The sequence below is a fragment of the Petropleomorpha daqingensis genome (assembly GCF_013408985.1).
Lineage (GTDB): Bacteria > Actinomycetota > Actinomycetes > Mycobacteriales > Geodermatophilaceae > Petropleomorpha > Petropleomorpha daqingensis.
This window is the reverse complement of record NZ_JACBZT010000001.1, coordinates 716,928-730,438: the sequence shown is the minus strand read 5'-3', so window position 1 is coordinate 730,438 and position 13,511 is coordinate 716,928. Positions and strand designations below refer to the sequence as shown.

General features: G+C 72.7%; 15 protein-coding genes. 10 read left to right on the top strand and 5 right to left on the bottom strand.

The annotated features are described in order from the left end of the window. Positions 1–5: 5 nt before the first annotated feature. Both GGQ55_RS03535 and GGQ55_RS03530 read right to left on the bottom strand, forming a co-directional pair. Entirely contained in the window at positions 6–476 is a 471-nt protein-coding gene (locus tag GGQ55_RS03535) for a BLUF domain-containing protein (RefSeq protein ID WP_179715145.1), read from the bottom strand. A gap of 100 nt (positions 477–576) precedes the next feature. Next, positions 577–912, bottom strand: coding sequence for a hypothetical protein (locus GGQ55_RS03530; RefSeq protein WP_179715144.1), 336 nt, complete (start codon positions 910–912; stop codon positions 577–579). A 104-nt stretch (positions 913–1,016) separates the two neighbouring features. Between GGQ55_RS03530 and GGQ55_RS03525 the strand changes: the two genes are divergently transcribed. Then, on the top strand, positions 1,017–3,035 hold the full coding sequence (locus GGQ55_RS03525; protein WP_179715143.1) for a protein meaA: 2,019 nt from the start codon (positions 1,017–1,019) through the stop codon (positions 3,033–3,035). A 33-nt stretch (positions 3,036–3,068) separates the two neighbouring features. Here the strand turns inward: GGQ55_RS03525 and GGQ55_RS03520 are convergent, their stop codons facing one another. Beyond that, positions 3,069–4,100: a Gfo/Idh/MocA family protein gene (locus tag GGQ55_RS03520; RefSeq protein ID WP_179715142.1), complete on the bottom strand. Its 1,032-nt coding sequence runs from the start codon at positions 4,098–4,100 to the stop codon at positions 3,069–3,071. Between the two features lie 45 nt (positions 4,101–4,145). Between GGQ55_RS03520 and GGQ55_RS03515 the strand changes: the two genes are divergently transcribed. The 4 genes from GGQ55_RS03515 to GGQ55_RS03500 all read left to right on the top strand — a co-directional run bounded on the left by GGQ55_RS03515 (position 4,146) and on the right by GGQ55_RS03500 (position 7,507). Beyond that, positions 4,146–4,919 (top strand): enoyl-CoA hydratase-related protein, encoded by a 774-nt coding sequence (locus tag GGQ55_RS03515; protein WP_179715141.1) that lies wholly within the window; start codon positions 4,146–4,148, stop codon positions 4,917–4,919. A 36-nt stretch (positions 4,920–4,955) separates the two neighbouring features. After that, positions 4,956–5,486, top strand: a complete 531-nt coding sequence (locus GGQ55_RS03510; RefSeq protein WP_179715140.1) for an NUDIX hydrolase family protein — start codon at positions 4,956–4,958, stop codon at positions 5,484–5,486. A 2-nt stretch (positions 5,487–5,488) separates the two neighbouring features. Next, positions 5,489–5,983: a pyridoxamine 5'-phosphate oxidase family protein gene (locus tag GGQ55_RS03505; protein WP_218859151.1), complete on the top strand. Its 495-nt coding sequence runs from the start codon at positions 5,489–5,491 to the stop codon at positions 5,981–5,983. A gap of 171 nt (positions 5,984–6,154) precedes the next feature. Continuing rightward, positions 6,155–7,507, top strand: coding sequence for a dicarboxylate/amino acid:cation symporter (locus GGQ55_RS03500; protein ID WP_179715139.1), 1,353 nt, complete (start codon positions 6,155–6,157; stop codon positions 7,505–7,507). A 53-nt stretch (positions 7,508–7,560) separates the two neighbouring features. Here the strand turns inward: GGQ55_RS03500 and GGQ55_RS03495 are convergent, their stop codons facing one another. After that, entirely contained in the window at positions 7,561–8,400 is an 840-nt protein-coding gene (locus GGQ55_RS03495; protein ID WP_179715138.1) for a hypothetical protein, read from the bottom strand. 211 nt (positions 8,401–8,611) lie between these two features. On the opposite strand from GGQ55_RS03495, the gene nucS reads away from it, so the two are divergent. The 5 genes from nucS to GGQ55_RS03470 all read left to right on the top strand — a co-directional run bounded on the left by nucS (position 8,612) and on the right by GGQ55_RS03470 (position 12,120). After that, a complete protein-coding gene (nucS, locus tag GGQ55_RS03490) occupies positions 8,612–9,283 on the top strand; it encodes an endonuclease NucS (protein ID WP_179715137.1) in 672 nt (223 codons plus the stop codon). A gap of 35 nt (positions 9,284–9,318) precedes the next feature. After that, the gene (locus GGQ55_RS03485; protein WP_179715136.1) at positions 9,319–9,672 is read left to right on the top strand and encodes an Imm8 family immunity protein; all 354 of its coding nucleotides are present in this window, start codon (positions 9,319–9,321) and stop codon (positions 9,670–9,672) included. Between the two features lie 4 nt (positions 9,673–9,676). Next, on the top strand, positions 9,677–9,892 hold the full coding sequence (locus tag GGQ55_RS03480; RefSeq protein WP_436277819.1) for an endonuclease NucS domain-containing protein: 216 nt from the start codon (positions 9,677–9,679) through the stop codon (positions 9,890–9,892). Positions 9,893–10,025: 133 nt separating this feature from the next. Then, complete coding sequence (locus GGQ55_RS03475; protein ID WP_179715135.1) at positions 10,026–11,807, top strand: 3-hydroxyacyl-CoA dehydrogenase family protein; 1,782 nt, start codon at positions 10,026–10,028, stop codon at positions 11,805–11,807. Between the two features lies 1 nt (position 11,808). Then, positions 11,809–12,120 carry an Rv1322 family protein gene (locus GGQ55_RS03470; protein WP_494546177.1) on the top strand — a complete coding sequence of 104 codons (312 nt, stop codon included), beginning with the start codon at positions 11,809–11,811 and terminating at the stop codon, positions 12,118–12,120. Here GGQ55_RS03470 and GGQ55_RS03465 read toward each other — a convergent pair. Continuing rightward, a complete protein-coding gene (locus tag GGQ55_RS03465) occupies positions 12,117–13,400 on the bottom strand; it encodes a class F sortase (RefSeq protein WP_179715133.1) in 1,284 nt (427 codons plus the stop codon). The genes GGQ55_RS03470 and GGQ55_RS03465 overlap by 4 nt on opposite strands. Positions 13,401–13,511: the final 111 nt, after the last annotated feature.

The following is a 13,511-nucleotide window of genomic DNA, read 5'->3' as shown; positions in this document are numbered from 1 at the left end:
TCCGACTACAGGACGTCGGCGCCGATGCAGTTCCTCATCGCTCTGAGGACGGCGGTCTGCTCGCGCGTCAGGGGCTCGGTGGCGGCCGCGGGACGGATCACGCCCTCGCCCTCCGTGGCCTCCAGCGGGATGTCGGCCTGACCGCTCGCCGAGACCTGCGCCATGGCCCACTGGGAGAAGACCCGTGCGTCCTGGCTGCCGGACTCGATCAACGTGACGTTCTCGTGGCGGGCGTCCTGACGGATGCGCTCGTACAGCGCCCGCACCGTGGACTCGTCGCCCTCCAACGCCTGCACGAACCAGTTGTCGGTGATCAGGAGGGCGCCGGTGATCCCGGCCCGGGCGTTGGCCGACCGCGCGCCCCGGAGGATCTCGGCCAGGGTGACCGGCCGGTCCTCACCCGGTATGCGGCTGTGGCTCCGGTAGACGAGCCGGAACACCGGATCCGAGAGCCCGCCCGTGGCCGCATACGTCATCGCCGACTCCTTCCGCCGTGGCGCGCACCCGTGCGGCCAGGGTCTCGGAGCCCGGCGGGTGGAGGAGGTCTCACTGTGCGACAGTCGCGCTGGGCGGCGCCTAGTTCTCCGGCGGGGTGAACGTCGCCGCCAGCTCCCGGGCGCGCGGGGCGTCCTCCGGGAAGACCAGGATCGTGGTCCGGTCCGGGCCCGGCGAGCGCAGCGTCGAGCGGATCCCGGCGTCCGAGAGCACCGCGCGCAGCGCCAGCGCCGACTCCCGCCGCGACAGCGTGGCGATCTTGGTGAGCAGCCCGTCGTCGGCCGGCTGGGCGGGCCGCCGCGGGCGGCGGCTGTCGCCGCCGAAGGCCCACCTCAGGAAGGCGCCGAGCAGGACGACGACGGCGACCGCGATGATCGGCCCGACGGCGTAGTGCAGGCTCCCCGACTCGATCGGCACCCGCCACCTCCTGCTCGGTCGGCGTCCTCCTGCTGAGTGTGCCACCGGCCACGTTCCCCCGTTCCGGGCTGCTACTGGCCGGTAACCGCCCCTAGACTCCCGTCATGCCGTTCCCTTCAACGCCGAAGGACCGCGACCGGCCCTGGGTGATGCGCACCTACGCCGGCCACTCCTCGCCCAAGGAGTCCAACGCGCTGTACCGGCGCAACCTGGAGAAGGGCCAGACCGGGCTGTCGGTCGCCTTCGACCTACCGACGCAGACCGGCTACGACCCCGACTCCGAGCTCGCCGCCGGTGAGGTCGGCAAGGTCGGCGTCCCGATCACCTCGCTCGCCGACATGCGCGGGCTCTTCGACGGCATCCCGCTCGACGAGATGAACACGTCGATGACGATCAACGCCACCGCCATGTGGCTGCTCGCGCTCTACCAGGTGGTCGCCGAGGAGCACGGGCACGACGTCGCCAAGCTCGCCGGGACGACGCAGAACGACATCATCAAGGAGTACCTGTCGCGCGGGACCTACGTCTTCCCGCCCGGGCCCTCGATGCGGCTGACCGCCGACACGATCGCCTACACGGTCACGGCGATGCCGAAGTGGAACCCGATCAACATCTGCAGCTACCACCTGCAGGAGGCCGGCGCGACGCCGGTGCAGGAGATCGCCTACGCCCTGTCGACGGCGATCGCCGTCCTCGACGCCGTCCGCGACACCGGTCAGGTGCCTCAGGAGCGCTTCGGCGAGGTCGTCGCCCGCATCTCCTTCTTCGTCAACGCCGGGGTGCGCTTCGTCGAGGAGATGTGCAAGATGCGCGCCTTCACCCAGCTCTGGGACGAGCTGACGCAGGAGCGCTACGGCGTCGAGGACCCCAAGCACCGCCGCTTCCGCTACGGCGTGCAGGTCAACTCGCTCGGGCTGACCGAGGCCCAGCCGGAGAACAACGTCCAGCGGATCGTGCTGGAGATGCTCGCGGTGACGCTGTCGCGCGACGCCCGCGCCCGCGCGGTGCAGCTGCCGGCCTGGAACGAGGCGCTCGGCCTGCCCCGGCCGTGGGACCAGCAGTGGTCGCTGCGGCTGCAGCAGGTGCTGGCGTACGAGACCGACCTGCTCGAGTACGAGGACCTGTTCACCGGGTCGGTGGTGGTCGAGCAGAAGGTCGCCGAGCTGGTCGAGGGCGCCCGCGAGGAGATGGGCCGGGTCGCCGAGATGGGCGGCGCGGTCGCCGCCGTCGAGTCCGGCTACATGAAGGGGCAGCTGGTCGCCTCCCTCGCCGAGCGGCGCCGGCGGATCGAGGGCGGCGAGGAGGTCGTCGTCGGGGTCAACAAGTTCGAGTCGACCGAGCCGAACCCGCTGCTGGCCGACCTCGACACCGCCATCCAGACCGTCGACCCGGCGGTCGAGGCCGCGGCCTGCGAATCGGTGAAGAAGTGGCGCGACGAGCGCGACCCGGAGCCGGCCGAGCGGGCGCTGGCGCGGCTGCGGGAGGTCGCCGGCACCTCCGAGAACCTCATGGAGGCGACCCTCGAGTGCGCCCGCGCCGGGGTGACGACGGGGGAGTGGGCCGGGGTCCTGCGCGAGGTGTTCGGTGAGTACCGCGCGCCGACCGGGGTGGCGGCCGCGTCCGGTGGCGGCGAGGCGGACGAGTCGCTGACGGCGGTGCGTTCCCGCGTGCAGCAGACGGGGGAGGAGCTCGGCGGCCGGCTGCGCTTCCTGGTCGGCAAGCCCGGCCTCGACGGGCACTCCAACGGCGCCGAGCAGATCGCCGTCCGGGCGCGGGACGCCGGCTTCGAGGTGGTCTACCAGGGCATCCGGCTCACGCCGTCGCAGATCGTCTCGGCGGCGGTCGAGGAGGACGTCGACGTCGTCGGGCTCTCCGTCCTCTCCGGCTCGCACCTGCAGGTCGTGCCGGCCGTGCTGCAGGGGCTGCGCGAGGCGGGGCTGGACGACGTCCCGGTCGTGGTCGGCGGGATCATCCCCGACAGCGACGCCCGGCGGCTGCGCGAGCAGGGCGTGGCCCGGGTGTTCACGCCCAAGGACTTCGGGCTGACCACGATCATGAGCGAGGTCGTCGAGGTCATCCGCGAGGCCCACGGCCTGGAGTCACCGGTCCCCGAGCCCGCCTGATGCGGAGGCTGAGAGCGCAGGAAAGCTGCGCTCTCAGCCTCCGAGGCGGACGACGGTGCCCTCCTTGGTGCTGCGGCGTGCGGCGTCGAGCACGGTCGCGGTGGCGATGGCGTCGCGCGCCGGCACCGGCATGGCACCGACTCCGCGGACCGCGGCGGCGAACGCCGGGTAGAAGGTGTCCCACCGACCGTTCACCGTGGGCACGACCTCGCTGCCCTCGCCGCGGGAGAACCGGCCCCACCGGGACTCCGGCTCGGCGCCCCAGTTCGCGCCCTCGGTGGCCGGCGTCCGGCCGTCCAGCAGCGCCCCCTCCTGCCCGTCCATGGGGCCGCCGACGACGTAGGCGCCCTCGGTGCCGGCGACCCGGAACCGGTCGCCCGGCGCGCCCTGGACCCAGCTGCCCCACAGGTGCGCGTGCGCGCCGCTCTCGTGGGTGAGCGCGACGAAGAAGTCGTCGTCCAGGCCCTGCGGGTTGACGTGCCACTCGGCGTACACGGCAGCGACCGGGCCGAGCAGCACCAGCGCCTGGTCGACCAGGTGGCTGCCGAAGTCGCGCAGCGTGCCCCCGCCGGCCCCGGGCGGCCCGGGCACGGGGGAGAACCGCTCGAACCGCGACTCGAAGCGGGTCACCGTCCCCAGGCGGCCGCTGTCGACCAGTGAGCGCAGGGTGAGGAAGTCGGAGTCCCAGCGCCGGTTCTGGTAGGGCGCCAGCGGCAGCCCGAGCCGCTCGGCGCGCTCCACCGAGGCACGGGCGGCGTCCGCGTCGAGCGCGAACGGCTTGTCGCAGACGACGGCCAGGCCCAGGTCGAGCGCGCGGTCGGTGAGCGCTCTGTGCGTGTCGGCCGGTGTGGAGATGGCGACCGCCTCGGCGCCGGCCTCGACGAGCGCCTCGAGCGAGTCGAACGTCGCCACCTGCGGGTGCTCGCGGGCCACGAGTTCGCGGCGCTCGGCGTTGGTGGTCACCACGCCCAGGAAGTCGACCTCGGGTGCGGCGGACAGCAGCGGAGCGTGGAAGTACCGGCCGCCGAAGCCGTACCCCACCAGGCCGAAGCGGACGGGATCCATGGGCCGATCTTGCCGGGTCGGCAGTCGCGGTGGTGGAGTCGGCTCATGACCGAGGACGGCGCCCCGCGGGTGGAGCGCGACGACGACACCATCTGGATCACCATGACGCGGGGCCCGCGGCGCAACGCGCTCTCCCGCGAGCACCTCCGGCAGCTGCTCGACGCGTTCACCGAGGCGGGCGGCTCGGACGCGACCGGGATCGTGCTGGCGGGCGAGGGGCCGGTCTTCAGCGCCGGGCACGACTTCCGCGACGTCGCGGGCAAGCCTGTGACGGAGGTGCGCAGCCTGCTCGCGCTGTGCACCGAGCTCATGCAGACCATCCAGGACGTCCCGCAGGTGGTGCTCGCCCGCGTGCACGCGCTCGCGACCGCGGCGGGCTGCCAGCTGGTCGCCTCCTGCGACCTGGCCGTCGCCGCGGCGTCGGCGGGGTTCGCCGCCCCCGGCGGCAAGGGCGGCTGGTTCTGCCACACGCCGATGGTGGCGATCGCCCGCAACGTCGGCCGCAAGCGCGCGATGGAGCTGGCGCTCACCGGCGACGTCATCGACGCCCGGACGGCGCTGGAGTGGGGGCTGGTCAACCGGGTCGTCCCGGACGACGAGCTGGACAAGGCGGTCCGCGAGCTGATGGACCGCGCCACCCGGGGCTCGCGGGCGAGCAAGGCGTGGGGCAAGCAGACGATGTACGCGCAGCTCGACCGGCCGGAGCGGGACGCATACGCGATCGCCGTCGAGGTCATGGCCTCGGCCAGCCAGCTGCCCGGCGCACGAGAGGGCATGGCGTCGTTCCTGGAGAAGCGCCCACCCGTTTGGGCGGACTGACGGGCCACGACGCCCCGCGTCCGCTAGACAGTCCCCATGACCGAGGTGACGCAGAGTGGCGCGGCGTGGCTGTCCCGGGAGGAGATGGACGCTGCCCGTGAGCGGCTGCCCATCCTCTACGTCGACGCGGTACCGGTCCGGGTGGACGAGCAGGGCGTCGTCACCGGGGTGGGCCTCCTGCTGAGGATCGGCGAGGACGGGCAGGTCAAGCGGGCGCTCGTGTCGGGGCGGGTGCTCTACCACGAGCGGGTCCGGTCGGCCCTGCTCCGGCACCTGGAGAAGGACCTGGGTCCGCTGGCCCTCCCGAGGATCCCGCCGGCCCCGCAGCCGTTCACGATCGCGGAGTACTTCCCGACACCGGGGGTGACGTCCTTCCACGACCCGCGGCAGCACGCGGTGTCACTGGCCTACGTCGTCCCGGTCGAGGGGGACTGCGCGCCCCAGCAGGACGCGCTGGAGTTCTCGTGGTTCTCGCCCGACGAGGTCCGGGAGGCCACCGTCCTGGCCGAGCTGGCCAACGGCCAGAGCGCGCTGCTCCTGCAGGCGCTGGCGCACCTGGCGGTGTGACCGTGGGGCCGGTCGCCGACCGCCCGGTCATGCCGGGCTACGGCATCCTGCCCGCTGGGGAGGGCACCGGCCTGCTGCCGTGGGCCGAGGCCGAGCGCCGGTTGACCGTGTCCCACGACTACTGGTGCGCGACGGTCAGCCCGGACGGGCGGCCGCACATCATGCCGGTCTGGGGCATCTGGGACCACGGCCGGCTCTGGTTCTCCAGCGGTCTGCGCTCGCGCAAGGCCCGCAACCTCGCGGCCGATCCCCGCTGCACGCTGACCACCGACAACGCCCGCGACCCCGTCGTCCTCGAGGGCCGGGCCGAGGTCGTGACCGAGGCGGACCGCATCGCCGCCTTCGTCGACGCGGTCAACGCCAAGTACGGCGCCGGGCTGACGCCGGACTTCCAGGACCCGGCGGTCAACGGCACGTTCGCGGTCACCCCGGGGCGGGTCTTCGCGCTGTCCGGCGCGGACTTCGCCGGCAGCCCGACCCGGTGGACCTTCGGCTGAGACGTCGCGCACACCCGGAAGAACCGGGCGGTGTCGTTCCTTTGACCCTGCCGTGTGCAACCTGTGGGGCCTGACGCGGCGCCGCGTCATCGACTTCGGGCGCGTGCACAGCGGCTGCTGTTGCCGCTGACGCCGCGCCCGCCGTCCGATCCACCCCTTCAGGAAGACCTCGTGCTCTCTCGACTCCGCAAGATCCCCTTCTCCGTCCAGATCCTCCTCGGTCTCGCGCTCGGCGTCGTCCTCGGGCTCGTCGCCCGGAGCATGGGCCCGGTCGCCGACGGCTCGCCCAACTGGCTGGCCAGCACCCTGACCGAGGTCGGCAGCATCTTCGTGACGCTGCTGCGGGTCATCGTGATCCCGCTGATCGTCACCGCGGTCATCGTCAGCATCGCCAACCTCAAGCAGGTCTCCAACGCGGCCCGGCTGGCCGGCCAGACCCTGCTGTGGTTCGCGATCACCGCGCTCATCGCCGTCTCGATCGGCATCGGCCTCGGCCTGCTGACCCGGCCGGGTGCGCACAGCACGGTCGACGCGTCGACGGCCCAGGCGGTCGACACCACCGGGTCGTGGTGGGACTTCCTCACCGGCCTCGTGCCCAGCAACATCTTCGGCCTGCAGGCCTCCGCGAACCCCGACGGGTCGATCGGCCTGTCGTTCAACGTCCTGCAGCTGCTCGTCCTCTCCGTGGCGATCGGCATCGCCGCGCTGAAGATCGGTGAGCCCGCCGAGCCGTTCCTCAAGCTCACCCGCTCGGCGCTGGCCATCGTGCAGAAGGTGCTGTGGTGGGTGATCCTGCTGGCCCCGATCGGCACCATGGGCCTGATCGGCAAGGCCGTCGCGACCTACGGCTGGGACTCCCTCGGCTCGCTGGGCGTCTTCGCCGGCTCGGTCTACATCGGCCTGGCCCTCGTGCTCTTCGTCGTCTACCCGATCCTGCTGCGCACCCACGGCCTGGGCGTCCGGAACTTCTTCGCCGGTGCGTGGCCGGCCATCCAGCTGGCCTTCGTCTCCCGCTCGTCGATCGGCACGTTGCCGGTGACCGAGCGCGTGACCGAGCAGAACCTCGGCGTCCCGCGGTCCTACGCCTCCTTCGCCGTGCCGCTGGGCGCGACGACCAAGATGGACGGCTGCGCCGCGATCTACCCGGCGCTGGCGGCGATCTTCGTGGCGCAGTTCTTCCACGTGCACCTGTCGATCACCGACTACCTGCTCATCGTGGTGGTGTCGGTCATCGGCTCCGCGGCCACCGCCGGTGTCACCGGCGCGATCGTGATGCTGACGCTCACGCTCTCCACGCTGGGCCTGCCGCTGGCCGGCGTCGGCCTGCTGCTCGCCATCGACCCGATCCTCGACATGGGGCGCACGGCGGTGAACGTCGCCGGGCAGGCGCTCGTCCCGACGATCGTGGCCAAGCGCGAGGGCCTGCTCGACCTCGAGCGCTACCGCGCCACCTCCACGGTGGACACGCTGGCGCCCGCCGAGGCCGAGGCCGAGGCGCGCGAGCCGGAGCCCGCCACCGTCTGAACCAAACGCACCGGCCCGGTCCTCCTGCGAAGGGGGCCGGGCCGGCGTCGTCCTCAGGCCAGGTCGGCGCAGCCCGACTCGTCCGGGAGCAGCGGCCGGAAGCTGACCGACCAGCGGGCGCCGTCCGAACCGACCCAGGGGGTCAGCGCGTTCGCGGTGCCGGCTGCGGCCAGCACAGCAGCGGCCTGGTCGCCGGAGGCGACGGCGCAGGAGAACCCGAAGGGGCCGGGCAGCGGCTCTCCCGGGAGCGCAGGTCCGGGCCAGGCCTGGTCGGGCTGGACGAGCTGCGGGTCGTCGGGCGGCGTGTAGGCCGCGGCCAGGGTCGCCACCGACGAGGGCGTGTACGACTCGCTCGCACCGGCGGAGAGGCCGGTGAGCCGGTCGACGAGGCCCGAGAGCTTCTCCCGGGCCGCGACCTGGTCGGCGGTGAGCCCAGTGCCCTCTGCCGGCGTCTCCTGCAGCGCGTAGACCTCCCGCTCGAGGCTCTCGAGTCCGGTGGAGACGGTGATCAGCGTGGACGGCGCGTCGGCGATCGGCGGGGTGCCCAGATCGTCGGTCTCGCCCACGCCGGCGTCGAGCGCGGCGTCGACGAGGTCCTGCACGTCGCTCTGCTCGATGTGGCCGACCTGCACGTTGGGTAGCGCGGGGCCGGGATAGATCGCCGGCGTCGGGCCCTCGGTGAGCACCCGGCCATCGCCGTAGACGCTGACCAGCGGCAGCCGGGAGATCAGCATCTGGGGTGTCACGAAGCCGCCGGTGTACGCCACGCGCAGCACGAGCTGGTCCGGCGCGTAGGCGGACGGGGTGTCGCCGCCGCCTCCGCCGCTCGCCTTCTGGGCACAGGCGCCCAGCAGGAGCAGGACGGCGAGCGCGGCCGCGGACCGGGTGATCACGGATCTACGACGAACCGGTCGCGGCCCGGGTTCCGACCGGGGGCGGTGGTCCTCCTGGTGTCGGCGACGAGGAAGAAAGTCGCCGTCACCAGGAGGATCACCGCGATCCGGCCCGGGCAGCCGCACGTCCGGACCTTGGCAGCCGCGCCGCGACCCGGCCGCGCGACACGCCGCAGGAGGTGCGCGAGACGGCGAGGTAGCGTCGGGACCCGTGCGTCTGGTCATCGCCCGCTGCTCGGTGGACTACATCGGGCGGCTGACCGCCCACCTCCCGATGGCCAACAGGTTGCTGCTGGTCAAGGCCGACGGGTCGGTGTCGATCCACGCCGACGACCGCGCCTACAAGCCGCTGAACTGGATGAGCCCGCCCTGCACGCTCAAGGACGAGCTGAGCGACGGATCCGGCACGTGGACGGTCACCAACAAGGCCGGTGAGCAGCTGATCATCACCATCGAGTCGGTCGCGCACGACTCCGCGCACGAGCTCGGCGTCGACCCCGGCCTGCAGAAGGACGGCGTCGAGGCGGAGCTGCAGCGGCTGCTGGCGCTGCACGTGGAGACCTTCGGGGCCGGCTGGTCGCTGGTGCGCCGCGAGTACCCGACCGCGATCGGGCCGGTCGACCTGCTCTGCCGCGACGCCGCCGGGACGACGGTCGCCGTCGAGATCAAGCGGCGCGGCGAGATCGACGGAGTAGAGCAGCTCACAAGATATTTGGAACTGTTGAATCGCGACCCGTTGCTGGCCCCGGTGAAGGGCGTCTTCGCGGCGCAGGAGATCAAGCCGCAGGCGCGGGTGCTGGCGGCCGACCGGGGCATCGACTGCGTCACCGTCGACTACGCCGTCCTCAAGGGGACGGACGACCCGACCCAGCGGCTGTTCTGACACGATCCTCGGGTCGATCGACTGGAGGTCCTGACGTGTTCGCGGTGGTCCGCTACTTCGAGTGGCCAGACTTGGAGCGCGGCTCGGATACCGACGACGACGGCTCGACTCTCCTAGTCTTCGCTGCCGGTCCTGCCGATGGGCCGGGCGAGGAAACGTTCCAGGCGACGGTGTGCACGCCTGACGCGCTGGCCGAACTGGTAGCCCGCGATGGCGTCGTCTCTGGCCGTCACTTCCTCTTCGTGGAGTCGATCAACCGCGACCGGGTGGAGGCTTTCATCCGCGATCGCCTCCGGCGCATCTCGGGTGACACGTGGTCCGACGTGGCCGAGAAGATCGGTCGGTTGGGCTCCTGGGAGTTCGAGGACTACAACGAGGCGCACGGGTGAAGCGGTGGGTAGGCGTCTCATGGGTGGCGTCGAGCAGCTGACGCGGTACCTGGAGCTGCTCAACCGGGACCCGCTGCTGGCCCCGGTCAAGGGCGTGTTCGCCGCTCAGGAGATCAAGCCGCAGGCGCGGGTCCTCGCGCAGGACCGGGGGATCGACTGCCTGGTCGTCGACTACGCCGTCCTCAAGGGCACCGACGACCCCACCCAGCGCTTGTTCTAGCGGAGTGCCACGGCGCGGAAAGTGCGCCCCTGGCACTCCGTGAACTTGGTTACTCGCCAGTAGCCCGGCGCGCGGAGGGGGCGCTGCTGGTGAGAGGATCTTCAGCGATCCGTACGGCAGAGGAGTTGGCAGCGTGGCCAGAGAACTGACCGAGGTCGGCGTCGTCGGGCTGGGCACCATGGGTGCCGGCATCGCCGAGGTGCTCGCGCGCGCGGGGCTGTCGGTGACCGCGGTCGAGGTGAACGAGGACGCGCTGGCGCGCGGTCGCGGCCACCTCGAGCACTCGACGGACCGAGCGGTCAGCCGCGGCAAGCTCGACCCGGCCGAGCGCGACGAGATCTTCGGGCGGATCCGGTTCTCCACGTCGCTGGAGGACCTCGCCCAGGCCGAGCTGGTCATCGAGGCCGTGCCCGAGCGCATGGAGCTGAAGACCGAGATCTTCGCCGCGCTGGACAAGATCTGCCCGTCGGACACGATCCTGGCGACCAACACCTCCAGCCTGTCGGTGACCGAGCTGTCGGTGGCCACCGGCCGGCCGAGCAAGGTCATCGGGATGCACTTCTTCAACCCCGCGCCGGTCATGAAGCTGGTCGAGGTGGTGCAGACCGTCGTCACCGAGCCCTCGGTCATCGAGGACGTCGAGGCCCTCGCCGAGCGGCTGGGCAAGGTCGACGTGACGATCGGCGACCGCGCCGGGTTCATCGCCAACGCGCTGCTGTTCGGCTACCTCAACCACGCGGTCTCGATGTACGAGAACCGCTACGCCAGCCGCGAGGACATCGACGCCGCCATGCGGCTGGGCTGCGGCCTGCCGATGGGCCCGCTGGCCCTGATGGACCTCATCGGCATCGACACCGCCTACGAGATCCTCGACACGATGTACAAGCAGTCGCGCAACCGGTTGCACGCCCCCAGCCCGATCATCAAGCAGATGATGACCGCGGGGCTGCTCGGCCGGAAGTCCGGCCGCGGCTTCTACACCTACGCCCAGCGGGACTCCGCCCAGGTCGTGGACGACGCCCTCACGCCCACCGCGGGCGGGGCCACCGAGGGCGCCCGGCCGGTGTCGAAGGTCGGCGTCGTCGGCTCCGGGACCATGGCCACCGGCATCATCGAGGTCGTCGCCAAGGGCGGCTACGAGGTCACGTTCGTCGCCCGGACCCTGGACAAGGTCGAGGCGGTGCAGACGGCGCTGGCCAAGTCGCTGGACAAGCAGGTCTCGCGCGGCCGGCTCGAGGAGTCCGCGCGCGACGAGATCCTCGGTCGCATCACCGGCACCGACACGCTCGACGACCTCGCCGACGTCGACCTGGTCATCGAGGCCATCGTCGAGCACCTCGGCACCAAGCAGGCGCTGTTCGCCAACCTCGGCGAGATCTGCAAGCCCGGCGCGGTCCTCGCGACGACGACGTCCAGCCTGCCGGTCATCGAGTGCGCCAAGGCCAGCGAGCGGCCGAACGACGTCATCGGCCTGCACTTCTTCAACCCGGCGCAGGTGATGAAGCTGGTCGAGGTGGTCTCCACGATCGCCACCGCGCCCGACGTCGCCGCCACCGCGCACGCGGTGTGCGAGCAGCTGGGCAAGCACGCGGTCTCGTGCACCGACCGGGCCGGGTTCATCGTCAACGCGCTGCTGTTCCCGTACCTGAACGACGCGGTGAAGATGCTCGAGGCCCACTACGCCACCGCCGACGACATCGACGCGGCGATGAAGGTCGGCTGCGGCTACCCGATGGGTCCCTTCGAGCTGCTCGACGTCGTCGGTCTCGACGTCTCGCTGGCCATCGAGCGGGAGCTCTACGTCGAGTTCCGCGAGCCCGGGTTCGCGCCCGCGCCGCTGCTCGAGCACCTGGTCACCGCCGGCTACCTCGGTCGCAAGACCGGCCGCGGCTTCCGGGACTACGCCAACCGCTGAGGTGCCTCCCCGATCGTCAAGGCGTAGGAAGGCAGGTCCGCCGGGACGTCGACCGCCGGCTCCCCGTGCCGAGACGGTCGAGGAGGCGGCGGACGGCGACTGGGTGGTCCGCCGGCTGACCGGCTCGGCGTCGACGAAGCCCTACCGCTGCCCCGGCTGCGACCAGGAGATCCGCCCGGCCACACCGCACGTGGTGTCGTGGCCGGCGTACGCCCGCGACTCGGACCTCGAGCCGTGGGACACCGACTCGGCCGCCGACCAGCGCCGGCACTGGCACACCGCCTGCTGGGGAGCCCGTGACCGCCGGCGCTAACCGGCGTCGGCGTAGACGACGACGTTGTCCGCGTAGCTGTGCGCCGCGGGGTCCAGGTCGCCCCCGCAGGTCACCAGCCGCAGCTGCGGGTCGGAGGTGGGGCCGTAGACGGTGGCCGTCGGGAACGCCGTCTTCGGGTAGCCGGCGACGGCGGTGACGACGAACGAAGCCGTCGTCCCGTCCGCCCGCACCACCTGCACCCGGTCACCGGGCGCCAGCTCGGCCAGCCGGGCGAACACCGCCGGGCCGCGGTAACTCACGTGGCCGGTGACCACGGCCGGGCCGACGTCCCCGGGTGCGGGTCCTGCGGCCAGCCAGCCGGCCTGCTCGGGGTCCGCCGGGGCGGCCAGCACGCCGCCGAGCTCCGGCAGCAGTCCCGCCAGCGGGGCATCGACCCCGATCGCCGGGATCCGGAGCCGGACCGGGGAGGCGGGGGTCCCCGGCACGGGACGGCCGGAGTACGCGGCCATCGCGCCGGCCAGCGCGGTCAGCGGCGAGGCGGGCGGGGACAGCCGTCCGGCCAGCTGCAGGCCCGCGGCCGCCGGGAGGCCGAGCGAGGGCAGCGCCGTCCCGCCGATCACGCCGGCCTCGACGCCCCCGACCGGAGGGGCCGCCGGCCCGGCCGCGTCGCGCACCGCGACCGCGGTCAGCCCGCCGCCGTCCTGGTCGAGGACCAGCAGGCTGTACACCGCGCCGGCCTCGAACGTGAGCGGGACGGTCGTGACGTCGCCCCCCGTGGGGGACAGCCGCACCGGGACGTCGCCGGGCGGGACGTCGACGTAGCCGCCGGCCGCGCCGAACGGCAGGCTGGACGCCAGCGGTGGGCTGCCGGGGACACCGACGTCCAGGGTCGGCGCGCCGGACGCCCCGGCCAGCACCCGGACGCGTGCCCTACCGGCCGTCGGGGCCGACAGGTCGTCGTGCAGCACGGAGAGGGACAGGTCGGCGAACGTCCCGACCCCTGCGATGGTCTGCGCGGTGCCCGGCTGCACGTCGACGGTCGTCGTCAGCACGGGCCGGCTCGCGGGATCGGCGCCGGCGCCGCGGACCTCCACGGTGTACGTGCCGGCCGGGAGGGGCTGGTAGCCGGTCACGTCGCCGTAGCCGACCCCGGCGAAGGAGACCGTCGAGCCGTCGACGGTCACGTCGACGGCGGGGGAGTCGGGGGAGAGGTGGGCCAGGCGCAGTACGCCGGTGTCGGCGGCCGCGGCAGGCGGCGCGAGCCAGCCGAGCGCAGCGCCCAGCCCCAGGGCGATCAGGAGCGTCAGGAGTCGCCGCATGCAGTCCCCCCGCAGGTTGCGTCGGCGTGTCGTCGGGTTCTGTCTTACCCGGCGTTGGCCGCGCATACGAGACCGGCCCCCGCGACGAGGTCGCGGGGGCCGGTCTCAGCG

What these genes read in the sequence shown, in the direction of transcription:
- GGQ55_RS03535 (WP_179715145.1), bottom strand. Translation starts at nt 476, where the DNA reads ATGACGTATGCGGCCACGGGCGGGCTCTCGGATCCGGTGTTCCGGCTC.
- GGQ55_RS03525 (WP_179715143.1), top strand. Translation starts at nt 1,017, where the DNA reads ATGCCGTTCCCTTCAACGCCGAAGGACCGCGACCGGCCCTGGGTGATG.
- GGQ55_RS03520 (WP_179715142.1), bottom strand. Translation starts at nt 4,100, where the DNA reads ATGGATCCCGTCCGCTTCGGCCTGGTGGGGTACGGCTTCGGCGGCCGG.
- GGQ55_RS03515 (WP_179715141.1), top strand. Translation starts at nt 4,146, where the DNA reads ATGACCGAGGACGGCGCCCCGCGGGTGGAGCGCGACGACGACACCATC.
- GGQ55_RS03510 (WP_179715140.1), top strand. Translation starts at nt 4,956, where the DNA reads ATGACCGAGGTGACGCAGAGTGGCGCGGCGTGGCTGTCCCGGGAGGAG.
- GGQ55_RS03465 (WP_179715133.1), bottom strand. Translation starts at nt 13,400, where the DNA reads ATGCGGCGACTCCTGACGCTCCTGATCGCCCTGGGGCTGGGCGCTGCG.